The following is a 24,368-nucleotide window of genomic DNA, read 5'->3' as shown; positions in this document are numbered from 1 at the left end:
GACATGGCTTGGGTTCTACCGTGCCGGTCGGTCGTGGCGCGTGCCGCGCCGTGCATTTTGACGAATGCAATCAAAGGCATTTTCGGCACCATGTGCGCTTTGGATCGTTGGGAGGCCCTGCCGTGAGCGTGGGCGACAGCGATCTGCGTATTCGACCCGGGCGCATTCGCAGTACCCGCGTGCCGAAGCCGAAGAGCTTCATCAACCAGGTGCTGCGCGCCGCGAAGAAAGCAGGACACACCTCGGGGCCGGCCGCGGCTGGCAGGCGTTCTGTGGCCTATGGGCGCTCCACGTTTGGCCGCGGGCGCCTCGCCTTTAGCCGCGCCAGATTGTTCAGCCCGACACGGCGCGTTGTGGTGAAGGCGCGTGTTGTCCGGCACAAGGGGCGAGCCTTCCGTTCAGCGCCACTGACCGCCCACCTCTCATATCTCAAGCGCGATGGCGTGACCCGAAGTGGTGAGCGGGCCGAGATGTTCGATGAGGGCTGCGACCGCGCCGATACCGCGGCTTTCGCAGAACGGTGCCAGGATGACCGGCATCATTTCCGGTTCATCGTCTCACCCGAGGACGCCGGCGACATGACCGACCTGAAGGCCTTTACCCGCGATCTCGCCAAGCAGATGGAGACCGACCTTGGCACCCGGCTCGATTGGGTGGCCGTCGATCATTGGAACACCGACAACCCTCACGTCCATCTTCTCGTTCGGGGAATAGATGAGGAAGGGGCGGATCTCGTGATCTCCCGCGACTACGTCAGCCAGGGCCTGCGCTCACGCGCCGAGGAACTGGCCGCCATTGAACTCGGTTCAAAACCGGAGCACGAGATCCGCAATTCGCTGGAGAGGGAGGTCACGGCGGAACGATGGACGCGGCTCGATCGGGAGATCCGGCTGGCAGCCGATGAGACCGGCACTATCGATCTTCGCCCCGAGAACCCAGGCAGCTCCGATCCTGAGATCCGACGCCTGATGGTTGGCCGCCTTCAACACCTGGAGAAGATGGGTCTTGCCGCATCCGCCGCGCCTGGGGAATGGATGGTTGGGCTCGAGGCCGAGCGCAGCTTGCGCGACCTCGGCATGCGCGGCGACATCATCAAGACCATGCACCGCACCTTTACCGAGCGTGGGGAGGCGCGCGGCGTTGCCGACTTCGTCATCGAAGGTGGACAGCCGACGTCCCAGATTATCGGACGACTGGTCGACCGTGGACTGCATGACGAACTGACCGGTGAGGCGTACGCCATGATCGACGGAACAGACGGACGCGCGCATCACGTGCGCTTCCGAGGGGTCGAGGCATTTGAATATGCACCGCCGATCGGCGGTATCGTTGAAGTGCGACGCTTCGGTCAAGCCGGCGATCCGCGGCCGACTCTGATGCTGGCGACCCGCTCGGATCTCGATCTGCACGAGCAGGTCAGCGCGAAGGGCGCGACCTGGCTCGACCATCGGCTGGTTGAACGCCACCGCATGCCGCTCGCCATGGGCGGATTCGGCCGCGAGACCCGCGACGCCATGGAAGCCCGTACCGAGCATCTGTTCCAGGGGGGCCTGGCGCGACGGCAGGGCCAAAGCATCATCTTGCAGCGCGACCTCCTGAACACGCTGCGCCGACGTGAACTGGACGACGTGGCGGCAAAGGTCTCGGCCGACACCGGCCTGCCTCACGTGGCCGCCGCCTCCGGGGAGCATGTAGCGGGCACGTATCGCCAGCGTCTGACGCTCACCTCGGGACGCTTCGCCATGATCGATAATGGGCTCGGCTTCCAACTCGTGCCCTGGTCGCGCGAACTCGAAAAGCGGCTCGGCCAACACGTCACCGGCGTCGTGAAGGACGGCGGCGGCATCGAATGGGGTTTTGGTCGCAAGCGCGACCTCGGCCTCTAGGTATCTCACCAATTCAGTTGCGGAAGGGCGTTCGGGATGTCCGGAACCAAAATCCTCTGGGGACAGGTGATCGTCGTTGGCCTGATCGTTTTGCTAGCCATCTGGGGAGCAACCGAGTGGACCGCTTGGCGGCTCGCCTGGCAACCAGAGCTAGGGCGACCCTGGTTCGAGCTGTTGGGCTTCAAGATCTATTACCCGCCAGTCTTCTTCTGGTGGTGGTTCGTCTACGACGCCTATGCACCTCAGGTCTTTGTCGAGGGGGCCTTCATTGCGGCTTCGGGGACCTTCGTGTCGATCGCGGTGGCAATCGGCATGTCGATTTGGCGAGCGCGTGAAGCCAAGAATGTCGAGACCTATGGTTCGGCGCGCTGGGCTGATGCGGAGGAGGTTCGAGCGGCCGGACTCCTCGGTCCGGATGGTGTGGTGCTGGGCAAGCTCGACCGCGACTATCTCCGCCATGACGGACCGGAGCACGTCTTGTGTTTTGCACCAACCCGGTCCGGCAAGGGTGTCGGCCTCGTCGTTCCCTCCTTGTTGGCTTGGCCCGGCTCGGCCATCGTCCACGACATCAAGGGCGAGAACTGGCAACTGACCGCGGGCTTCCGCTCGCGACATGGCCGCGTCCTGTTGTTCGACCCCACCAATCCAAAGTCCTCAGCGTACAATCCGCTGCGTGAGGTTCGGCGCGGGGAGTGGGAGGTTCGCGATGTCCAGAACGTCGCCGACGTCCTGGTCGACCCCGAGGGCTCCCTCGACAAGCGGAACCATTGGGAGAAGACCAGTCATTCCCTCCTGGTCGGTGCCATACTCCATGTCCTCTATGCCGAGGCGGACAAAACCCTGGCCGGGGTCGCTGCTTTCCTCTCCGATCCGAAGCGGCCGATCGAGGCGACGCTGAAGGCGATGATGACCACCGCGCATCTTGGCGAGCAGGGCGCCCATCCCGTGGTCGCCTCGACCGCGCGCGAACTCCTCAACAAATCGGAGAATGAACGCTCGGGCGTTCTGTCCACTGCGATGTCGTTTCTCGGGGTCTACCGCGATCCCGTCGTGGCCCAGGTGACCTGTCGCTGCGACTGGCGGATTGCCGATCTGATCGCAGATAGCCGCCCGACGACGCTTTACCTCGTGGTGCCGCCATCGGATATCTCTCGGACCAAGCCGCTGATCCGCCTGGTGCTGAACCAGATTGGCCGGCGTCTGACCGAGGACCTTCACGCCCGTGACCGTCGGCATCGAGTCCTGATGATGCTCGACGAGTTCCCAGCACTTGGCCGGCTTGATTTCTTCGAGTCCGCGCTCGCCTTCATCGCGGGATACGGCATCAAGAGTTTCCTGATCGCGCAATCGCTCAATCAGATCGAGAAGGCTTACGGGCCCAACAACGCCATCCTCGACAACTGCCACGTTCGCGTCAGCTTCGCGACCAATGACGAGCGGACGGCGAAGCGTGTGTCCGACGCCTTGGGCACGGCGACGGAGATGCGTGCGATGAAGAACTATGCCGGTCATAGGTTGAATCCCTGGCTGGGGCACCTCATGGTCTCGCGCCAGGAGACGGCAAGGCCGCTGATGACCCCGGGTGAGGTCATGCAGCTTCCGCCGATGGACGAGATTGTCATGGTGGCGGGCACGCCGCCGATCCGGGCAAAGAAGGTTCGCTACTATGAGGATCGGCGGTTTACCGAGCGGGTTCTGCCGCCGCCCGATCCGGCGGGGGCTGGCAGATCATCGCGAACGGACGGATGGTCATCGCTCGGAACGCCGGAGCCGACGGGAGGTCACACTGACAAGGCCGCCGAGGTCGAGGAAGACACGGCGAACAGCGGCCTCCGTCGTGAGCCCGAACTCCCTGATCACGTTGCGATCGCCAAGGAGACGATCGAACCGACGCCAGCAGAGGAATTTGCCGTTGTTCTTGATGATGACGAGGATGTCGTCCGTCAGTCGCGGCTCATGCGCCAACAGATGCGTGGCGTCGCCCGCCAGGTTGCCATGGACCCGAATGACGGCATGGAGCTCTGAGGCAATATGCGCGACCGGATGAACGTCTACTTCCCGCCAGAGCTTCTGAAACAGATCTCGGACCTCGCCGATCGCAAAAAGCTTTCCCGGTCTGCGATCGTGGAGGCAGCCGTTGCTTCGTTTCTGTCGCCGGATGGAGCGGACAGGCGGGAGGCAGCGTTTACCCGTCGCCTGGATCGGCTATCGCGTCAGATGCAGAGGCTGGAGCGAGACGTGGGTTTGATGGCCGAGACCTTGGCCCTGTTCATCCGCTTTTGGCTGACAATAACGCCGCCATTGCCCAACGACGCGCAGGCGGCCGCGCAGGCAAAGGGTCGGGAGCGCTTTGAAGGATTTGTCGAGGCGCTCGGGCGCCGTTTGCAGAAAGGGCAAAGCTTTCTGCGCGAGATTCCAGAAGATATCCGCCGCCAGGAAGCGGCCGAAGAAGCTTGATTGAACCATGTAGAAAGACCGTTTCGCCGGTCCCTTCTTTTTCTTCGCTAACCTACGCCCGCAGCGATTTAGCTGAACTGACGAAAATCTGGTCGCGCTATCGGCTCGCACGAGCTGACAGCAAGAGGGGCCAGCATGCAGATCTCGGGGACATGGCGTCTCATCGCACGCGTTTTTCTCCCTTTTGCGGCTGGATACTATCTTTCGTATCTGTTTCGAACGATCAACGCCTTGATCGCCAATTATCTCAGCTCGGATACCGGGCTTGGGACTGCCGACCTCGGGTTGCTGACGTCAGTCTATTTCCTGGTTTTCGCGGCGGCTCAGATCCCCGTCGGAGTATTGCTGGACCGCTTTGGCCCGCGGCGCGTCCAGAGTGTTCTGCTCTTGCTCGCAGCAGTGGGCGCTGGGTTGTTCGCGGTATCGACCGGCTTCCTGTCACTTTTGATCGCGCGTGCAATGATCGGGCTCGGCGTGGCCGCGGCGCTCACGGCAGGACTGAAGTCCATCATCCTTTGGTTCCCCAGGGAACGAGTTGCCTTGCTGAACGGCTACATGGTCATGCTGGGATCGTTGGGAGCGGTGACCGCCACGGCTCCGGTCGAACACCTGCTCGCTTGGATGGGCTGGCGGCCGCTCTTTGAGATCCTGGCAGCCGCTACGGGTGTGACGGCCATTCTCATCTATGTCATGGTGCCTGAACGACCCATTGTCCCATCAACCGCGCACGCCACCCTTGGCTCCGTTTTCGGCGATCGACGCTTCTGGCGAATCGCACCGTTGTCGGCGACTTGCATTGGATCAGCCTGGTCTCTGCAAGGTTTGTGGGCATCGCCATGGCTGACAGACGTCGAGGGGCTTGATCGCGCAAGTCTGGTCCGACGGCTTCTTACGATGTCGATCGTCTTAAGCTGCGGTGCCTGGTTGTTCGGTACGACGGTCCATTACATCAAACGGAGGGGAATCGGGGCGGAGACGATATTAGTGATGGTAGCAGTTCTGTTTGTCGCAGCTGAGTTAGCCTTGATCTTGCGAGCACCTCTGCCGTCCATTGTGCCCTGGTCCGTTGTCGCCATTGTCGGAACGGCAACTGTGGCCAGCTTCGCGGTGATAGCGGATTACTTTCCGCCTGAGCTAGCTGGTCGCGCCAATGGCGCCCTAAACGTCCTGCACTTCGGTTGGGCATTTTTGGCTCAATTCGGGACTGGCCTGATCCTGGAGGAATGGTCTGCGAATGGTGGCCATCGGCCCGTCCAAGCCTATCAAGTCGCGTTCGGTCTCAACATAGCACTTCAGATCGCGGCGTTGGTCTGGTTTGCGCTGCCTTGGGGCCGATACCTAGCTTCATGGACGAGGCCTATTCCGTTCTTCGTGCCGGCCAATGTTTCCAACGTTGTCGAGTCAGTAAGCTCGTATGAGAATTCGGTCATACTCATACCCGCGGAAGACGATGCGGCGTGGTGAGCAACACCTCGCCGTGGACCGGTACGATTGAGTAGCCGTCAAATATCAGTTCTCAGTCTTCCTTTTTCTACGCCAGCCTACGATCACTGAAAGCGGTTGTTGCGCCAAGTCTATCGGTGCATTTTCTAATGATCCCCATCTGAGGGCGCTCTTTGGGCGTCCTCATTCGGTGGGGGCGAACGATGGCAGTCCATTCCTTTCAATCGGAAGCGAATTCGCGCGGTGCGCGAATGCTGCGTAGCGCGCTCGGCACAGCGATTGCCGGCTACCTCGAAGATGAAACGATCATAGAGGTGATGCTCAACCCAGATGGGCGGCTGTGGATCGACCGGTTGTCGAGTGGCCTTACCGATACAGGCGAAACCCTATCCGCAGCGGATGGCGAGCGCATTGTTCGCCTGGTTGCGCATCACGTAGGCGCCGAGGTGCATGCCGGCGCGCCGCGGGTTTCGGCAGAACTGCCTGGAACTGGTGAGCGATTCGAAGGCCTTTTGCCTCCGGTCGTTGCCGCCCCGGCCTTTGCTATCCGCAAGCCAGCGGTCGCAGTGTTTACGCTCGACCACTACGTCGCCAAGGAGATCATGACCTCGGAGCAGGCCAAGATCCTGAAGAGCGCGGTCGCTGCACGGAAGAACATCCTGGTCGCCGGTGGGACATCTACCGGTAAAACAACACTGACGAATGCGCTCCTGGCCGAGGTGGCAAAGACTACTGATCGGGTCGTGCTGATCGAAGATACGCGCGAACTTCAGTGCAAAGCGCCCAATCTTGTAGCGCTCCGGACCAAAGACGGCGTGGCCACGCTATCGGACCTCGTTCGGTCCTCGCTGCGCCTACGACCTGATCGCATCCCGATTGGCGAAGTCCGAGGTGCCGAGGCGCTCGATCTGCTCAAGGCTTGGGGTACAGGCCATCCCGGCGGCATCGGCACAATTCATGCGGGCACCGCGCTCGGTGCGCTGCGGCGGCTTGAGCAACTCATCCAGGAAGCCGTCATCACGGTTCCGCGTGCCCTGATCGCCGAGACCATCAACCTCGTTGCAGTGCTGGCGGGGCGCGGCGCTGACCGTCGCCTCGCTGAACTCGCCCTCGTCATCGGGCTTGGCGCCACCGGCGACTACAGCCTTTCATCAGCGGGAGACTGACATGCGTCGGCAATTGCGTTTTCTTCGAGGTGCATCGTTGGCCGTGTTCGGCATGGTGGTTTTGGGAGCGGCGCCGGCATGGGCGGCCGGCTCGAACATGCCGTGGGAGCAGCCACTCAATCAAATCTTGCAGTCGGTTGAAGGACCGGTCGCCAAGATCATCGCCGTCATCATTATCGTGGTGACCGGGCTCACGCTCGCGTTCGGGGACTCGTCAGGTGGTTTCCGCAGGCTGATCCAGATCGTGTTCGGATTGTCGATCGCCTTTGCCGCCTCGAGCTTCTTCCTGTCGTTCTTCTCCTTCGGCGGCGGCGTGGTGATCTGATGGATGATCAGGTGGCAGGCTTTGTCGTGCCCGTTCATCGCGCGCTCACTGAGCCAATCCTGATGGGCGGCGCGCCGCGGTCGGTCGCGATCGTCAACGGCACGCTTGCGGCAGCTCTGGGGCTGGGACTTCGGCTCTGGATCGCGGGTCTGGTCCTCTGGTTCATCGGCCACATGGCCGTCGTCTGGGCCGCCAAGCGCGATCCCGCCTTCGTCGATGTGGTGCGCCGACATCTGCGCATTCCCGGTCATCTCAACCTCTGAGTTATCGGTCATGTTGAACCTTGCCGAATATCGCCATTCCAACGCGCGCCTCGCCGACTTCCTGCCTTGGGCAGCCCTTGTTGACGAAGGAATCATCCTGAACAAGGACGGCTCGTTCCAGCGGACAGCAAAGTTCCGCGGACCCGACCTGGATAGCGCAGTGCCGGCTGAACTCGTCGCCGTCGCGGGTCGCTTGAATAACGCCTTGCGTCGCCTGGGATCAGGCTGGGCCGTATTCGTCGAAGCGCAGCGTCATTTTGCGGGGACCTACCCGCCTAACTCCTTTCCGGATGTCGCGTCTGCGCTGGTTGACGCGGAACGCAGGGCTCAATTCGAGGAGGCGGGTGCCCATTATGAGTCCAGCTACTTCCTGACCTTCCTCTATCTGCCTCCAGAGGAAGGGGCCGCCAGGGCAGAGCAACTGCTTTACGAGGGCCGCGACCGCACCGTCGGAGCCGACGCGCGCGAGGTCCTCCGTGGGTTTATCGACCAAACCAACCGTGTGCTGCAACTCGTCGAAGGGTTCATGCCCGAATGCGCCTGGCTCGATGATCAGGACACGCTGACCTACCTGCACTCGACGATCTCGACCAAGCGTCATCGGGTACGAGTGCCCGAAATCCCGATGTACATCGATGCGCTGTTGGCCGACCAGCCGCTGACCGGCGGGCTCGAGCCGATGCTGGGCTCAGCCGATGTCCGGGTTCTCACGATTGTCGGCTTTCCGGGCGCGACGACCCCGGGAATACTGGATGACCTGAATCGCCTGGCATTTTCGTATCGGTGGTCGACCCGCGCGATCATGCTCGACAAGACCGATGCCACCAAGCTGCTGACCAAAATCCGCCGCCAGTGGTTCGCGAAGAGAAAATCAATCGGCGCCATCCTCAAGGAGGTCATGACCAACGAGGCATCGACGCTGCTCGATACCGACGCCCACAACAAGGCGATCGATGCCGATGCGGCTTTGCAGGAACTGGGGTCGGACCAGGTCGGGCAGGCCTTTGTCACCGCGACCATTACCGTCTGGGACCGCGATCCCGGTGCCGCCGATGAAAAGCTCCGTCTGGTCGAGAAGGTCATTCAGGGTCGCGATTTCACCTGCATGATCGAGACGGTGAATGCCGTCGAAGCCTGGCTCGGCGGCCTGCCCGGGCACGTTTACGCCAACGTGCGGCAGCCTCCGATTTCGACTCTTAACCTCGCCCACATGATTCCGATGTCGGCCGTGTGGGCGGGCGAGGCGAGGGACCTACACTTCAGGGGCCCTCCTCTGTTGTTCGGCAAGACCGAGGGCTCAACGCCGTTCCGCTTCTCGCTCCACGTCGGCGACGTCGGTCATACCCTCGTGGTGGGTCCGACCGGCGCCGGCAAGTCCGTGTTGCTGGCTCTGATGGCGTTGCAATTCCGCCGCTATCCGAACTCTCAGGTCTTTGCGTTTGACTTCGGCGGTTCAATCCGGGCGGCCGCGCTCGCCATGAATGGCGACTGGCATGATCTCGGCGGCGCACTGTCTGACGGGGACGAAAGCCCCGTTGCCCTGCAACCGTTGGCCTGGATCGACGATCCAGCCGAGCGAGGGTGGGCGACGGAATGGATCTGCGCGATCCTCGCACGGGAAAAGATCGAGATCACTCCGGAGGTCAAGGATCATCTGTGGTCGGCGCTGACGTCTCTTGCCTCGGCGCCGAGAGAGGAACGCACCCTGACGGGCCTGTCAGTCCTTCTACAATTGAACTCCCTGAAGCGCGCCCTGCAACCATACTGCCTGGGCGGACCTTCCGGCCGCTTGCTCGATGCTGAATTCGAGCGCCTTGGCGAGGCCTCGGTCCAGGCGTTTGAGACCGAAGGCTTGATAGGCACGAGTGCGGCCCCGGCCGTGCTGGCGTATCTGTTCCATCGGATTGGGGATCGTCTCGACGGCCGGCCGACACTCCTGATTGTCGATGAAGGGTGGCTTGCCCTCGATGACGAGGATTTTGCCGGCCAGCTCCGGGAATGGCTGAAGACGCTGCGGAAGAAGAACGCGTCGGTCATCTTCGCCACCCAGTCGCTCTCGGACATCGACGGCTCCGCGATCGCGCCGGCGATTATCGAAAGCTGCCCAACGCGCTTGTTGCTGCCGAACGAACGAGCGATCGAGCCGCAGATCACGGCGATTTACCGTCGCTTCGGCCTCAATGACCGCCAGATCGAGCTTCTGAGCCGGGCAACGCCAAAGCGCGACTATTACTGTCAGTCCCGTCGCGGCAACCGGATGTTCGAACTTGGTCTTGGTGAGATTGCGCTCGCATTCACCGCAGCCTCTTCCAAGACAGACCAGGCCACCATCACGCAACTTATCGCTGAACATGGCCCCGACGGTTTCGTGCCCGCCTGGCTCCAGCATCGTGGCGTCGCGTGGGCCCTCGACCTGATCCCCAACCTCGTCAATCTGGAGAAATCGCTATGAGACCTCTTCGCCTATTGGCGACTACGGCCGTCTTCGCGCTGGTGCTTGGCGTTACGGCGCCCGCACGGGCACTGATCGTCTTTGATCCCAACAACTACGTCCAGAATGTCCTGACCGCCGCGCGGGAACTCCAGCAGATCAACAATCAGATCACCTCGTTGCAGAACGAGGCGCAGATGCTGATCAATCAGGCAAAGAATCTGGCTAACCTGCCGTATTCGTCGTTGCAGCAACTGCAATCGTCGATTCAGCGGACCCAGCAACTGCTGGCCCAGGCTCAGCGGATCGCCTACGACATCCAGCAGATCGATCGCGCGTTCTCGACCAGCTACGCGCCAGCGACCAGCAGCCAATCGAACCAGTTACTGATCTCCAACGCTCAATCGCGATGGCAGAATTCCTATGCCGCGACGCAAGACGCGCTTCGTGTCCAGGCAGGCATCGTTGGCAACCTCGACACTAATCGCATCCAGACATCGGCCCTCGTAACCTCGAGCCAGAGTGCCAGTGGCACCTTGCAGGCAACTCAGGCCGGTAACCAGATCCTCGCGCTTCAAGCGCAACAACTTGCCGATCTCACGGCGGCCGCGGCGGCGCAGGGCAGGGCGCAGAGTCTCGAAGCGGCTCAGCGCGCCTCGGCCCAGGATCAGGGGCGAGAGCAGCTCAGACGATTCCTGACGCCTGGACAGGGCTATCAATCCTCCAATGTGCAGATGTTCCACTGATGACTGAGGTAAAGGCATTCAAGGCGTTGTCGCTGCTTACGACAATCGGCGTATTAGTGGTCGCGGCCTGCACGATTCAGCTTCGCGGTGGCGACGAGTCGCCAGCGCCGCCGAAGGCGGAGCAGACGACAGATGTAATCAGCTCTGACCTCGCACGCTGCCGCAGCGTCACTGCGGAGGAAACGGCAGGTTATCAGCATTGCAGACAGGTCTGGGCCGAAAACCGGCGTCGCTTCTTCGGCAAGAAGAACGGTCCCACAGATCCTGGCCGAGATGATTCCGCAGGTTTGGCGCCCGGCCCAAAAGACCAGAGCCGGATCCCGCAAGGTTATCCGCAACCGGGGACACCTGAGGCGAGCAAGCCATGACTGGTACCGGGATCATCGACCAATTCCTGGAAACGTTCACGCGTTACATCGACAACGGCTTCGGGTTGCTGGGGAGTGACGTCGGATATCTCGCAACGATTCTTGCCGCGATCGACATCACACTCGCAGCGCTATTCTGGAGTTGGGGACCAGACGAGGATATCATCGCGCGCCTCGTCAAAAAGACGCTCTTCGTCGGCGTGTTTGCTTACCTCATCAGCAATTGGAACAGCCTGGCGCGCATCGTCTTCGAGAGCTTTGCGGGGCTTGGGTTGAAAGCATCGGGTGCAAGCCTGTCTGCATCCGATTTCCTGCGACCTGGAAAGATCGCCCAAGTCGGACTCGACGCCGGCCGACCGCTGCTCGAGTCGATTTCCAACCTGATGGGCTACATCAGTTTCTTCGAAAATTTCGTCCAGATCGTCGTTCTCTTGTTTGCGTGGGTCGTGGTGCTGCTCGCCTTCTTTATCCTGGCGATCCAGCTCTTCGTCACCCTGATCGAGTTCAAGCTTACCACGCTGGCCGGCTTTGTGCTCATTCCATTTGGCCTGTTCGGCAACACCGCATTCGCGGCAGAGAGGGTCTTGGGCAACGTCATATCTTCGGGGATCAAGGTTCTGGTCTTGGCCGTTATCATTGGCATTGGATCGACCTTGTTCTCGCAGTTCACCGTTGGCTTCGGCGGCGCTCAGCCGACTATTGAAGACGCAATGACGCTGGTCCTTGCTGCGCTCTCTCTGTTGGGACTCGGCATTTTTGGTCCTGGTATCGCAAACGGCCTGGTATCCGGCGGACCGCAGCTCGGCGCCGGCGCCGCGATTGGAACGGGCCTTGCTGCCGGCGGCATTATTGCGGCAGGCGCAGGTGTCGCCGCCGGCGCCGCTGGTCTCGCTGGCGGCGCGATTGCAGGCGCCGGGCGCGGTGGCGGCGCTGTTATAAGCGGAGCATCAGCCGCCTATCGAAGCGGTGGTCTTGCTGGCGTCGCGGAGGCGGGCGCTTCCGCTGTCATGAGCCCGTTGCGTCGTGCAGCTGCCGCGCCCGGCGGAGGTGGGGAAGCCGGCGCGCAAGCCGCGAACACTTCGACCGAAGGGCAGCCCGACTGGGCGCGCCGCATGAAACGCGCCCAGACCATTCGGCATGGTGCCTCGGCAGCTGGCCACGCGGTCCGCTCCGGAGATCACGGCGGCAGCGGATCCTCCGTCGATTTGTCCCAGGGAGAGAGCTGACACGCACCACTGCTGTTCTACCGCGGTCGCGCAGCCGCATCTCAAATCCGAATACCACGCGAAGCAAAGCCGATCACCTGATCCGGGGGCCATTGTCGATGTTCAAACGACCTTCCGTTCATTACGGGCGCATGCCCGAGCCGATCACGCCTTACCAAAAGGCAGCGCAGGTTTGGGACGAACGCATTGGATCGGCCCGCGTGCAGGCTAAGAACTGGCGCCTGATGGCGTTCGGCTGCTTGATGTTATCAGCCGGTCTCGCAGGTAGCCTGGTTTGGCAATCGAGCCAGGGCTTGATCACGCCCTGGGTGGTCGAAGTCGACCATCTCGGCCAGGCCCAAAGGGTTGCGCCGGCGAACATCGACTATCAGCCCACAGATGCTCAGATCGCCTACCATCTGGCGCGCTTCATCGAGGATGTCAGAGGCCTGCCCGCGGACGGCATTGTTCTGCGCCAAAACTGGCTCCGGGCCTATGATTTTACGACCGATCGCGGCGCCGCCGCGCTCAACGATTATGCGCGCAACAACGACCCCTTTGCCAAGCTGGGCAAGGCCCAGATCTCGGTCGACGTCTCGAGCGTCATTCGGGCATCTTCAGAAAGCTTTCGGGTCGCGTGGACCCAGCGCATCTACGACAACGGCTCGTTGAGCTCGACTGAGCGCTGGACTGCAATCCTAACGATCGTGATCGAGACGCCGCGCGATGCCGAACGTCTGCGCAAGAATCCCCTTGGCGTCTATGTTCGCGCCATCAACTGGTCAAAGGAGTTGGGTCAGTGATCAAGACGGCGTCTGACGTTCATTCGAAATGTTTCCTTCAGCAAAGCAGGCTCAATTCGGCTTGGCCCGAGTTCGTGAGCTCGAAGCGTGCATTTCTATCCGCTCTTCTGCTTTGTTCGTCTCTGCTCGGTGGGTGCGCGACCTACATACCGCCGGAGATCAGCTATGACGCTGAAGTTCCTCCGTTGGCGGCGACGCCAGTGGCTCTCGACGACAGATCGCGACCGCTTCATGTTCCACCCCTCTGGAAGCCGGCGCTCGGCGGCAAGTCGGGAGGGAAGGAAGACGCTGAACCCGTGGGGCGGGTTGAGACCGCAAACAGCGCAGCCCGGGTCGAACCGCGCAAGCGGGGGTATTTCAATGCAGCCCAAATCTACGCCTACAGTCCCGGAGCGCTGTATCAGATTTACGCCGCACCGGGGCAGATCACGGATATCGCGCTCGAGGAAGGAGAGCAGTTAACGGGATCAGGGCCCATCGCGGCCGGAGACACCGTACGCTGGGTCGTTGGGGATACCGAGAGCGGGAGCGGCGACACGCGACGCGTCCATATCCTGGTCAAGCCGACCCGCGCATCGATCGAGACCAATCTGGTCGTCAATACCGATCGGCGCACCTACCTCATCGAGCTCCGCTCCCGCGAGCGACCATACATGCCATCCGTTGCCTGGTACTATCCCGAAACAGTCCGCGAGCGGTCGCGCTCCCTCGCTCTGAAACCCGTTCTTCCGGATCCGGCGCAGCGTATCTCTCGCTACGCAATCGAAGGGGACAGTCCTCCCTGGCGGCCGCTCGCCGTATATGACGATGGCCGCAAGGTCTATGTCGAATTCCCGCAAGGCATCGTGCAAGGTGAGATGCCACCGCTCTTTGTCATCGGCCCCGACGGCAAGACCGAACTCGTCAACTATCGTGCCTACAGTAACGTGTTGATCGTTGATCGGCTGTTCGCAGCCGCCGAACTGCGGCTCGGTGGTGAGCACCAGCAGAAGGTCAGGATTGTCAGGACTGACGGGAGACCGTCGTCATGAACGCTCAGAATGGAAACGATCAGGAGCAAGCAGCTCCACCGGAGACACAAGAGGAACAGTCCAAAAGCTTCCGCCTGAGAGCAGAGCATCCGCGCGTGACACGGTTGTCCCGAAAAGTCCTGGCGGCAGGGAGCGCGGCTGCCTTGCTTGTGGTCGGTGGAGCGGTCCTGTGGTCGCTGCAGAACAATCGTCCCCGAAGCCAGCCGGCCGATGAGCTCTACAGCACTGACCATCGCAATGTCGCCGATGGCATTACGGCTCTGCCAAAGGACTACGCTGGCGTTCCGCAGCAACCAACCCCGCAGCTTGGCCCGCCGCTCCCTGGTGACCTCGGCAGACCAATCCTTGCTGCCCAAGGACAGTCGCCGACCATCGGCGGTAATCTGGAACAGCAGCGCCAGGATCAAGAGACCGAGGCCGCTCGCATCAGCCGTTTGTTCGCTGCGACCAATGGGCGAGACGTGCGACCCGCCGACGCTGCGGCTGCTGGGAGCGACCGCTTCGTGCCACCGAACGCAACGAGCACTGGCGAAGACGCATCTGCGCAGAACGCTCAGGACCGAAAGCTTGCTTTCGTGAGCGCCTCGGTAGACCGTCGCACGGTCAGCCCTGACCGTGTCACCAGGCCGGCTTCACCATATATGGTGCAGGCTGGGACGGTCATTCCGGGAGCCTTGATCACGGGCGTCAGGTCGGACCTGCCAGGCCAAATTACGGCCCAGGTGACCGAGAGCGTATATGACACCCCGACCGGCCGCTTTCTGCTTGTCCCTCAGGGGGCGCGTCTGATCGGCATCTACGATAGCCAGGTCACTTTCGGCCAGTCTCGCGTCCTGCTCGTCTGGACACGGCTGATCATGCCGAATGGACGTTCTATCGTTCTCGAGCGGCAGCCTGGCGCTGACACTGCCGGGTATGCAGGTCTCGAAGATCAGGTCGACAATCACTGGGGCGAGTTGTTCAAGGCTGCGGCACTATCGACGTTTCTGGCCGTCGGGACCGAACTGGGTGCCGGCTCGGACACCAATAGCAACGACAGTGCAATCATCCAGGCATTGCGACACGGCGCCTCGGACTCACTAAACCAGACCGGGCAGCAGGTCGTTCGCCGCAGTCTCAGCATCCAGCCTACTCTGACCGTGCGACCTGGCTTCCCGGTTCGTGTTCTTGTCAATCACGACCTCATACTTACGCCGTATAGAGGGTGACGACATGCCAAAACTCAAAATAGGAGAGCTTCCAGACGACAAGCCCGTCAAAGTGACTACGGAGCTGCCTGCGGCCGTGCATCGTGATCTCATTGCATATGCAGAAGCGCTTACGCGTCAGGGTGGTCAAGTGGTCGATCCGACTAAACTCATCGCCCCCATGTTGGCGCGCTTTATGGCCACGGATCGAGGATTTTCTAAACTGAAACGTGAAGGCCACGTACCGGCCGCTGGCGAAGGACAGTGATGCTCAAGGTCTCCTCGAAACTGTTTGTCGACGCTAAATAGTTGCGCGCATCAACCTAGGCGCTGCCGAGTTGGCGCAAGAGCTGAGATATCGTGTCGGAAAGTGTGTTCCCGCGTCTGCCCGAAACAATTCCGATTACCAGGTTTTCTCGGTTTTCAGACGCGAGAGCGCTGGGCGTCGACGTGCAGTTATTCGGTCACCTTCAGGCGCGTTACACTGCTCCGGCCATCGACGCTGACAGGCACGTCACCCTCGATCGTGGCCCGACGCACGACGCGATGCTGGTCCCCGTAATCGTTGACCGCGTAATGCTGCGTTGCGCGGTTATCCCATATAGCAATATCGCCCTCTAACCAGTTCCAGCGCACAGTGTTTTCGGGCGCGGTGATGTGAGACTGGAGCAGATCGAACAGCTTTTGTCCGTCGTATTTGCGGATTCCAATAAAGTGCTTCACCAAGGCGCCGAGCACTAGCGTCCGCTCGCCTGTTTCGGGATGGACGCGTACGACGGGATGCTCGGTCTCAAAAACCCTTCTGGTGAACACCTCGTCAAAATGTTTCTTGTCGACCTCGCGGACCTGCGCGATCCCGGCGTAATCGAAGACGTTGCTGTGAACGGCCCATAGGCCCTCGGCAAGCCGTTGTAGCGGCGGCGGCAAACCAAGATAAGCGGCAGCTGTGTTCGACCACACGGTGTCGCCTCCGAACGTTGGCATTACAACGGCCCGCAGGACCAAAATCTTGGGATAGGCGTCGGCGAAGGTCCCATCCGCATGCCAAACGTCGGCGCGACCGCCGCCGCGAGTGGAGTCCAGTTCGAGGAGCGACGCCATCCCCTTGGTAGCACCGAGCATAGGATGTGGCACTAGCTTTCCGAGACGAGCGGCAAAGCGCTCATGCTCGGCGTCATTGAGATGTCCTTGATTGCGGAAGAAGATCACCTTGTGCTCGAGCAATAAGCTGTTGATCGCGGCGATCGTGTGATCCGGTAGGTCGCCTGATAGCTTGATATTTTTGACTTCGGCACCGATGCGCGCTGCACGTTTCAAAACATCGGTGCTCGGAATGACGCCTCCGATCAAAGCGTTTGTGCTCATGTTGCTTTTCTAAGCCCTTGCAGTTCTTCCTCGCCCCTTGGGACAAATGATCTTCAGCAAGCATCGTGCCAAGCGAAACACAAGCATGTACTCGACAATGGGCAGTAAACGAATCGTGGCATTTGGCGCGAGTCCTCGAACTGAGCCAATGGTTGGGCCGAGTGACGAAAGAACTCGCTCACCGAGCTCACCCCTTCGAATGTCGAATCGCGAAGCGGCCGCTCTTGCTTGCTCATGCTCCTAAACTGAGTTGCGCGGCTCGCAAATGTCGAAATGTCGCTGACGTGAGTCTCGATTCCAAGTTTTTGCACTTGTGCGCGAATTGGTTCAACAATCTAATTGCTTCCGGGGCGAGAGGGAGTTTGGAGAGCGTGAGCATTGCTGCCTCTGTGGCTCTGTTTCTGGATCGCTTTGTTTTAAGCAATGGCCATCCCAGGCGGCGCGGGGAGCCGCAAAGTCGGATCGGCTTTCGAAAGTCTGAACGCTTATTATGCGCGTTGTACTGGACCTGACACGAGATTGTGCCTCTGTCAGAATACCGACAGGTGTCTGCACAGTGCTGCAAGCCCGAGCTGGCGTTTCCGTTCGTGAATTTCGCGAGGCAATTGATGGCCCGACCGCTGGAGTCTGTGGGAGCTGTAGATGTAAGATGGCTGCGGCGCTGCTGGTCATGCGCATTATCGTCTCAGTCCTGAACCAAGATAAGAGCTGCAACTTCCTGGTCCCGTGCCAGTTTGCTCGCCGCTAGGCCGGTGGCGATACCAATGCGATCAGGCGCAGGGCGGTTTTGGCTCATCTTGCGTTTGCCTTCGATCATGGTGATGGGGATGCGCACGCCGACGATTTCACGCAACTGGGCGGCGATGAAATCCGCGGGAGCATCGCTGACGGCCCAGGGCGTCGCACGTGATGTCTCATGGATATTGGTCAGACGCGTCACAACCTCAAGCAGGCGAGTGGGATCCTCGAAGAACTCAATCGGCCCATGGGCGTGGACCACGATGTAATTCCATGTCGGCACCACTTGTTCAGCTTGTCGCTTGCTGGGATACCAGGATGGCGTCACATAAGCCTCTGCGCCAGTAAAGATCGCCAGAGCTTCTCCGATCGGGGCCCTGCGCCATTGCGGATTGCCCTTCGCCAGGTGCCCGTATAGCGCGCCGTGTTCGCCTTCGCTCTCATCGAGGAAGAGCGGAAGAGGCGTCGCAAGTGGCCCATCTGATGTCGCTGTGACTAGGTTGGCCAATCGGGCGCGGCGGATTGTCGCTCGAATATTCTCGATGTCGTCATCTCGAAAGTGGGTTGGTATGTACATGAAGGCTCTCCGTTGGAGGTCATCGAGATAGACGCAAGTCAATATGCGAGAAAACTGCCAGTTTTAGTCGCTCCCGTAGAGCTTCTCCGCTTCCTAATTTGACGTGACGGCTTCGGATTTATTTGGGACGCGGGCGATTCCACTCAGCCGCTTCAGTCCGTCGAGCTGCTGTTGGGTTGGTGTTTCCGTAGCTTTCTCCTGCGGGCTGAGTCAGGCATTCATGGACCTTTAGAGATCTCACCCGGGGTCGTTTGTATGAAGCGATCCGGTAGCTGTCCTTCGACGCGCACCGAGTCGCGTTTTGGCGAACTAGTCCTTGATCTTGGCAAGATCGACGCCGACCTCAAAAGCCGTCTTCATCGTCTGAACTGCGTCGATGGGTACAAGTCGGAGGTGATCGCAACCAACCCATCATTAAGAACACGAGAGTTCCCGTCTATGGTGGACGCCCTCGCCCGTGGGCAATCGGCCGAGGAGATTGTCGACGATTTTCCATCGCTGACGCGCGATCAGGTTGAGGCCGCGATCGAATACGCCATCGCGTCCCCAAGCGAGGGGGCCCCTATCTCCCGCGGAGTCTGAAGCGGGCGCTGGCAGAGCTAGCCGGCCTTGGGTTCGATGACGAAGCCGAGGCGGGCGAGGTTGCGCCGCGCCGGATTCCGCGACCGCGTATTTCATCGACGAGAACGCGCTTCGCGAGTTTGGCACGGGTGCCAACGCGAACGTGCGCAAGTGGCTTGCAACACGCTCCTAGATTAAAGCGCCCTCTGCGCTTGCGCGCCGCACCCGGAATAGGAATTCGCCCGAGGGCGTCGCCGTGTGCAGGTTCTCGGTCAGCGAGCGGAACGCCACCCGATTGTCCTTGAGCGAGGTCACGATGGCGAGCCGAGCAGCGCATCGCGCTGCAGGTCCGTGTTCTGAGACGCGCATGAGGTCAACTAACTGAGCGGATACCGGTCTGAAATAGGTTTCCGTATGGTAGCGCGTGGCGACAGAGTTTCCGCATATTTTTGCGGCACCAGGCGCTTAGCTTAGGGGGCTACTACAAGATTCGGTAGCTGGCTAAAGCCAACTTGACGCCCTAGGATTCGGTCGCCTTCCCCGCCGCATCATCGACCAACAGAAGTGAACGCAAGCGCACGTAAAGTCGGTGACCGCAGCGCCTGCGGGCACCTTCCGCCCTTCCATCGCTTAGAGAGTGAAGTGCCACCGTGTCCGAACAACCCCTCCCGATGCTGCCGATGTGGCGCGTCGATCACATTGAGCCCTCGCCCGAGATGTTGGCACTACGCGCCAACGGTCCGATACACCGCGTGCGTTTCCCGTCCGGGCACGAAGGCTGGTGGGTGACAGGCTACGACGAGGCCAAGGCGGCGCTGTCCGACGCGGCGTTCCGGCCGGCGGGAATGCCGCCGACGGCTTTCACCCCGGATTCGGTGATTCTCGGTTCGCCGGGGTGGCTCGTCTCGCACGAGGGGGGCGAACATGTCCGGTTACGCTCGCTCGTGGCGCCGGCCTTCAGCAGCCGCAGGGTGAAGCTGCTGGCGCCGCATGTCGAGGCGATCGCTGCGCAGTTGTTCGAGAACCTGGCGGCCCAGCGCCAGCCCGCCGACTTGCGGCGCCACCTCTCGTTTCCGCTTCCGGCCATGGTCATCAGCGCCCTGATGGGCCTGCTCTACGAGGATCACGCCTTTTTCGCTCGGCTGTCCGACGAGGTGATGACGCACCAGCATGAAAGCGGCCCGCGCAGGGCGTCGCGCTCGGCCTGGGAAGAACTGCGCGCCTACATTCGCGACAAGATGCGGGACAAGCGCCAGGATCCGGGCGACAACCTGCTGACGGATCTGCTCGCGGCGGTCGACCAGGGCAAGGCGACCGAGGAAGAAGCCATCGGCCTGGCGGCAGGCATGCTGGTGGCGGGGCACGAGAGCACCGTCGCGCAGATCGAATGCGGCCTGCTGGCCATGTTCCGCCATCCGCAACAGCGCGAACGCCTGGTCGGCGATCCATCCCTGGTGGACAAGGCGGTGGAGGAAATCCTGCGCATGTACCCGCCGGGCGCGGGCTGGGACGGCATCATGCGCTATCCGAAAACCGACGTGACCATCGCGGGCGTGCATATTCCCGCCGAGAGCAAGGTGCTGGTCGGCCTGCCGGCAACGTCGTTCGATCCGCGCCATTTCGACGAGCCGGAAATCTTCGACATCGGACGCCAGGAAAAGCCGCACCTGGCGTTCTCCTACGGGCCGCACTCCTGTATCGGCGGGGAGCTGGCCAGGCTGGAACTCAAGGCGGTGTTCGGTTCGATCTTCCAGCGCTTTCCCGCGCTGCGCCTGGCCGTCGCGCCCGAACAATTGAAGTTGCGCAAGGAGATCATCACTGGCGGGTTCGAGGAGTTCCCGGTTTTCTGGTGATGTGCGGACGCCGCTGGGGACGCGATCGTGTCCGCGGTTTGCCGGCGCACCCGCCGTGCACCGCTCAGATCAGCCAGCCAACAGGTAACGAGGATGGACGTGCAAGAAACCACGGCAGCATGCCGGGACGCCTTCGCCGAACTGGCGTCGCCGGCGTGGATCCACGACCCGTATCCGTTCATGCGGTGGTTGCGCGAGCACGACCCGGTGCATCGCGCGGCGTCGGGCCTCTTTCTCTTGAGCCGCCACGCCGACATCTACTGGACCCTCAGGGCCACGGGCGATGCGTTTCGGGGACCGGCGCCGGGCGAACTGGCGCGCTATTTCCCGCATGCGGCGACCAGCCTGTCGCTCAATCTGCTGGCCTCCACGCTAGCGATGAAGGACCCACCGACGCATACGCGTCTGCGCCGGCTGATCTCGCGCGATTTCACCATGCGCCAGATCGACAACCTGCGGCCGAGCATCGCGCGCATCGTCGAAGCGCGGCTGGACGGCATGGCGCCCGCGCTGGAGCGCGGGGAGGCCGTCGACCTGCATCGGGAATTCGCGCTGGCCTTGCCCATACTGGTCTTCGCCGAACTGTTTGGCATGCCCCAGGACGACATGTTCGGGCTCGCCGCCGGCATCGGCGCCATTCTGGAAGGCCTGAGCCCCCACGCCAGCGATCCCCGGCTCGCCGCGGCGGACGCGGCCAGTGCCAGAGTGAAGGCCTACTTCGGCGGTCTCATACAGCGCAAGCGCACCGATCCCTGCCACGACATCGTGTCGATGCTGGTCGGCGCACACGACGATGATGCCGACACGCTGTCAGATGCGGAGTTGATCAGCATGTTGTGGGGCATGCTGCTGGGTGGCTTCGCCACCACTGCTGCGACCATCGACCATGCGGTCCTGGCGATGCTGGCCTATCCCGAACAGCGGCACTGGCTGCAGGGAGACGCCATGGGGGTGAAGGCATTCGTCGAAGAAGTCCTGCGCTGCGACGCGCCCGCCATGTTCAGCTCCATTCCGCGTATCGCCCAGCGCGACATCGAATTAGGCGGCGTGGTGATCCCGAAGAACGCGGACGTGCGCGTGCTGATCGCGTCTGGCAATCGCGACCCTGACGCCTTCGCCGATCCCGACCGCTTCGATCCCGCGCGGTTCTACGGCACCAGTCCCGGCATGTCGACCGACGGGAAGATCATGCTGAGCTTCGGCCACGGCATCCACTTCTGCCTCGGTGCGCAACTGGCTCGGGTGCAGTTGGCCGAAAGTTTGCCGCGGATTCAGGCGCGCTTCCCCACGCTGGCATTGGCCGAGCTGCCGACCCGGGAGCCCTCCGCGTTCCTTAGGACGTTCCGCGCGCTGCCGGTGCGGCTGCGTGCGCAGGGGGCTGAGATGCGCGTCGTGGTCGACCAGGATCTGTGCGGAACCAGCGGACAGTGCGTGCTGACGCTACCGGGTACTTTTCGCCAGCGCGAACCGGACGGCGTGGCCGAAGTGTGCGGGGCGACAGTCCCGCAGGCGCTGCACGCCGCCGTGCGGCTCGCAGCCAGCCAGTGCCCGGTCGCCGCCATTCGGGTCATCAGAAGCGAAGCTGGCGGTGACGAGCGCGCCAGCGCCGACACTGCGCCTTCTCCGGCGGAGGCGGAGCGGCATGCCGCGAGAGACCAGCGCAATCCAGGAGGACACCATGGGACGGTTTGAAGGCAAGGTGGCCGTGGTGACCGGCGCCGGCGCCGGGATCGGCAAGGCATGCGCCCTCGCCATCGCGCGCGAGGGCGGCAGAGTGGTGGTCGCCGACATCGATGGATCGGCGGCCACGGCGTGTACCGCGCAAATCGCGGCCGAGGCGGGCCACGCGCTGGCTCTGGCCATCGACATCGCCGAGGCGCAGGCTGTGGCTGCGCTGTTCGATACGGCGGAGCGGCACTTCAGTGCGGTCGACCTCCTGGTGAACAACGCGGGCGCCATGCATCTGACTCCGCGCGACCGCGCGATCCTTGACCTGGACCTGGCGGTCTGGGATGAGACCATGGCAACCAATCTGCGCGGCACATTGCTCTGCTGCCGGCAGGCCATCCCAGGGATGATCGCCCGCGGCGGTGGCGCGATCGTCAACATGTCGTCGTGCCAGGGGCTCAGCGGTGACACCGCGCTGACGTCCTACGCCGCATCGAAGGCGGCGATGAACATGCTATCGGCCTCGCTCGCCACCCAGTACGGTCATGCGCAGATCCGCTGCAACGCGGTTGCGCCGGGTCTCATCATGACCGAGCGACTCTTGGCCAAGCTGGACGAGTGCATGCAACGGCATCTGCGCCGGCACCAGCTCCTGCCGCGCGTCGGCCGCCCCGAGGACGTGGCCGCGCTGGTGGCGTTCCTGCTCTCCGACGATGCTGCGTTCATCACCGGCCAAGTAGTGTGCATCGACGGCGGCATGCTGGCGCATGTGCCGACGTACGCCGACGGTGGGAACAGCCGCGTCGCGCGGCCTTCCGGCGAGACCGCCGAAGCGGCTGCGTCGCCGCGCTGCTGATGGATATGCTGCTCAACCCGCTGAACCGTCGAGATCGGCTGCGGCACGACATCCCGGTCGTGCCCGGCGCTTTCCCCTTGGTCGGGCATCTTCCCGCCATCGTCTGCGACCTGCCGCGCCTGCTGCGGCGCGCGGAACGGACGCTGGGCAGCCACTTCTGGCTGGACTTCGGCCCTGCCGGACACATGGTGACCTGTCTGGATCCGGATGCGATCGCACTGCTCCGGCACAAGGACGTGTCCTCGGCGCTGATCGAAGATATCGCGCCCGAATTGTTTGGCGGAACGTTGGTCGCCCAGGACGGCGGCGCGCACCGGCAGGCGCGCGGTGCGATCCAGGCGGCGTTCCTGCCCACGGGGCTGACCCAGGCTGGCGTCGGCGAGCTGTTCGCGCCCGTCATCCGGGCGCGGGTGCAGAGGTGGCGCAACCGCGGCGACGTAACCATCCTGCGCGAAACCGGCGATCTGATGCTCAAGCTCATCTTCAGCCTCATGGGAATCCCCGCGCAGGACCTGCCGGAATGGCGTCGCAAGTACCGGCAACTGCTGCAGTTGATCGTCGCGCCCCCGGTCGACCTGCCCGGACTGCCCTTGCGGCGCGGTCGCGCCGCCCGCGACTGGATCGATGCGCGCTTGCGCGAGTTCGTTCGCGACGCGCGCGAACATGCCGCGCGCACCGGGTTGATCAACGACATGGTGAGCGCCTTCGATCGCAGCGACGATGCGCTCTCCGATGAGGTCCTGGTCGCCAATATCCGCTTGCTGCTGCTTGGTGGTCACGACACCACCGCCTCAACGATGGCCTGGATGGTGATCGAGCTGGCGCGGCAGCCTGGGCTGTGGGACGCTCTGGTCGAGGAGGCGCAACGCGTGGGCGCGGTGCCGACGCGGCACGCGGACTTGGCGCAGTGTCCGGTCGCCGAGGCGCTGTTCCGCGAGACGCTGCGCATGCATCCGCCGACGCCGCTCCTGGTGCGTCGCGCAGAGCGTGAATTGCGACTCGGCCAACGGCGCATTTCCGCGGGCACCGATCTGTGCATCCCGCTGCTGCATTTCTCGACCTCGGCGCTGCTGCACGAGGCGCCTCATCAGTTTCGCCTGGCGCGGTGGCTGGAACGCACCGAGCCGATCCGGCCGGTGGACATGCTGCAGTTCGGTACCGGCCCACACGTCTGCATCGGCTACCACCTGGCATATCTGGGACTGGTGCAGTTCTGCATCGCCTTGGCGCTGACCATGCACGAGGGCGGGGCGCGGCCGCGGTTGCTGAGCGGCGTCGAAAAAGGCCGGCGCTATTACCCGACCGCACATCCGTCCATGACTATCCGCATCGGATTCTCATGAACTGGCATCACATGCCCTGTGGCGAGGTAGCGGCGCCGGCGACGCGCGGCATTGCTGCACTCGGCGCGCGCACGGTGCGACGCAGACAACACCGCG

The 24,368-nt window shown here is 62.3% G+C and carries 22 protein-coding genes; 20 read left to right on the top strand and 2 right to left on the bottom strand.

Translation table 11 applies throughout. The features are described from left to right. Nucleotides 1-122: 122 nt before the first annotated feature. The 15 genes from MTR72_RS03180 (at nt 123) to MTR72_RS03110 (ending at nt 15,579) form a co-directional block, all read left to right on the top strand. Complete coding sequence (locus MTR72_RS03180; protein WP_341510085.1) at nt 123-1,886, top strand: relaxase/mobilization nuclease domain-containing protein; 1,764 nt, start codon at nt 123-125, stop codon at nt 1,884-1,886. 36 nt (nt 1,887-1,922) lie between these two features. Then, nucleotides 1,923-3,911: a conjugal transfer protein TraG gene (locus MTR72_RS03175; RefSeq protein ID WP_341510084.1), complete on the top strand. Its 1,989-nt coding sequence runs from the start codon at nt 1,923-1,925 to the stop codon at nt 3,909-3,911. 6 nt (nt 3,912-3,917) lie between these two features. Then, nucleotides 3,918-4,343, top strand: coding sequence for a CopG family transcriptional regulator (locus tag MTR72_RS03170; RefSeq protein WP_280966286.1), 426 nt, complete (start codon nt 3,918-3,920; stop codon nt 4,341-4,343). Between the two features lie 135 nt (nt 4,344-4,478). Beyond that, complete coding sequence (locus MTR72_RS03165; protein ID WP_341510083.1) at nt 4,479-5,807, top strand: MFS transporter; 1,329 nt, start codon at nt 4,479-4,481, stop codon at nt 5,805-5,807. Between the two features lie 182 nt (nt 5,808-5,989). Continuing rightward, the gene (gene trbB, locus MTR72_RS03160) at nt 5,990-6,952 is read left to right on the top strand and encodes a P-type conjugative transfer ATPase TrbB (RefSeq protein ID WP_341510082.1); all 963 of its coding nucleotides are present in this window, start codon (nt 5,990-5,992) and stop codon (nt 6,950-6,952) included. A gap of 1 nt (nt 6,953) precedes the next feature. Then, nucleotides 6,954-7,277: a TrbC/VirB2 family protein gene (locus MTR72_RS03155; RefSeq protein ID WP_445819543.1), complete on the top strand. Its 324-nt coding sequence runs from the start codon at nt 6,954-6,956 to the stop codon at nt 7,275-7,277. Then, the gene (locus MTR72_RS03150; RefSeq protein ID WP_341510081.1) at nt 7,277-7,540 is read left to right on the top strand and encodes a VirB3 family type IV secretion system protein; all 264 of its coding nucleotides are present in this window, start codon (nt 7,277-7,279) and stop codon (nt 7,538-7,540) included. Before MTR72_RS03155 ends, MTR72_RS03150 begins: the two co-directional genes overlap by 1 nt. Before the next feature lie 10 nt (nt 7,541-7,550). Then, entirely contained in the window at nt 7,551-9,992 is a 2,442-nt protein-coding gene (trbE, locus tag MTR72_RS03145; protein WP_341510095.1) for a conjugal transfer protein TrbE, read from the top strand. Beyond that, nucleotides 9,989-10,717, top strand: a complete 729-nt coding sequence (gene trbJ / locus MTR72_RS03140; protein WP_280966281.1) for a P-type conjugative transfer protein TrbJ — start codon at nt 9,989-9,991, stop codon at nt 10,715-10,717. Before trbE ends, trbJ begins: the two co-directional genes overlap by 4 nt. Continuing rightward, nucleotides 10,717-11,085, top strand: coding sequence for a putative entry exclusion protein TrbK-alt (gene trbK-alt / locus MTR72_RS03135; RefSeq protein ID WP_280985384.1), 369 nt, complete (start codon nt 10,717-10,719; stop codon nt 11,083-11,085). The genes trbJ and trbK-alt overlap by 1 nt, the downstream gene beginning before the upstream one ends. Then, the gene (gene trbL, locus MTR72_RS03130) at nt 11,082-12,311 is read left to right on the top strand and encodes a P-type conjugative transfer protein TrbL (protein WP_341510080.1); all 1,230 of its coding nucleotides are present in this window, start codon (nt 11,082-11,084) and stop codon (nt 12,309-12,311) included. Before trbK-alt ends, trbL begins: the two co-directional genes overlap by 4 nt. A 98-nt stretch (nt 12,312-12,409) precedes the next feature. Next, on the top strand, nt 12,410-13,093 hold the full coding sequence (gene trbF / locus MTR72_RS03125) for a conjugal transfer protein TrbF (protein ID WP_341510079.1): 684 nt from the start codon (nt 12,410-12,412) through the stop codon (nt 13,091-13,093). Further along, nucleotides 13,090-14,124: a P-type conjugative transfer protein TrbG gene (trbG, locus tag MTR72_RS03120; protein WP_341510078.1), complete on the top strand. Its 1,035-nt coding sequence runs from the start codon at nt 13,090-13,092 to the stop codon at nt 14,122-14,124. Before trbF ends, trbG begins: the two co-directional genes overlap by 4 nt. Further along, nucleotides 14,121-15,332: a TrbI/VirB10 family protein gene (locus tag MTR72_RS03115; RefSeq protein WP_280966276.1), complete on the top strand. Its 1,212-nt coding sequence runs from the start codon at nt 14,121-14,123 to the stop codon at nt 15,330-15,332. The genes trbG and MTR72_RS03115 overlap by 4 nt, the downstream gene beginning before the upstream one ends. Before the next feature lie 4 nt (nt 15,333-15,336). Continuing rightward, a complete protein-coding gene (locus MTR72_RS03110; RefSeq protein WP_280966275.1) occupies nt 15,337-15,579 on the top strand; it encodes a DUF2274 domain-containing protein in 243 nt (80 codons plus the stop codon). 188 nt (nt 15,580-15,767) lie between these two features. Here MTR72_RS03110 and MTR72_RS03105 read toward each other — a convergent pair whose 3' ends face one another. Next, nucleotides 15,768-16,676 carry a TauD/TfdA dioxygenase family protein gene (locus MTR72_RS03105; protein ID WP_341510077.1) on the bottom strand — a complete coding sequence of 303 codons (909 nt, stop codon included), beginning with the start codon at nt 16,674-16,676 and terminating at the stop codon, nt 15,768-15,770. A gap of 685 nt (nt 16,677-17,361) precedes the next feature. Beyond that, nucleotides 17,362-17,991, bottom strand: a complete 630-nt coding sequence (locus MTR72_RS03100; protein ID WP_341510076.1) for an FMN-binding negative transcriptional regulator — start codon at nt 17,989-17,991, stop codon at nt 17,362-17,364. 255 nt (nt 17,992-18,246) lie between these two features. Between MTR72_RS03100 and MTR72_RS03095 the strand changes: the two genes are divergently transcribed. The 5 genes from MTR72_RS03095 (at nt 18,247) to MTR72_RS03070 (ending at nt 24,272) form a co-directional block, all read left to right on the top strand. After that, nucleotides 18,247-18,573 carry a DUF433 domain-containing protein gene (locus MTR72_RS03095; RefSeq protein WP_341510075.1) on the top strand — a complete coding sequence of 109 codons (327 nt, stop codon included), beginning with the start codon at nt 18,247-18,249 and terminating at the stop codon, nt 18,571-18,573. A gap of 629 nt (nt 18,574-19,202) precedes the next feature. Then, nucleotides 19,203-20,405: a cytochrome P450 gene (locus MTR72_RS03085; RefSeq protein ID WP_341510074.1), complete on the top strand. Its 1,203-nt coding sequence runs from the start codon at nt 19,203-19,205 to the stop codon at nt 20,403-20,405. 93 nt (nt 20,406-20,498) lie between these two features. Beyond that, the gene (locus MTR72_RS03080) at nt 20,499-22,097 is read left to right on the top strand and encodes a cytochrome P450 (protein WP_341510073.1); all 1,599 of its coding nucleotides are present in this window, start codon (nt 20,499-20,501) and stop codon (nt 22,095-22,097) included. Next, a complete protein-coding gene (locus tag MTR72_RS03075) occupies nt 22,084-22,929 on the top strand; it encodes an SDR family oxidoreductase (RefSeq protein WP_280966268.1) in 846 nt (281 codons plus the stop codon). Before MTR72_RS03080 ends, MTR72_RS03075 begins: the two co-directional genes overlap by 14 nt. Next, nucleotides 22,929-24,272 (top strand): cytochrome P450, encoded by a 1,344-nt coding sequence (locus MTR72_RS03070; RefSeq protein ID WP_341510072.1) that lies wholly within the window; start codon nt 22,929-22,931, stop codon nt 24,270-24,272. Before MTR72_RS03075 ends, MTR72_RS03070 begins: the two co-directional genes overlap by 1 nt. Nucleotides 24,273-24,368: the final 96 nt, after the last annotated feature.

The organism is Bradyrhizobium sp. ISRA442 (assembly GCF_038085055.1).
Taxonomy (GTDB): Bacteria; Pseudomonadota; Alphaproteobacteria; order Rhizobiales; family Xanthobacteraceae; genus Bradyrhizobium.
Note: the sequence above shows the minus strand (reverse complement) of the source record. Positions and strands in the feature narration are given on the sequence as shown.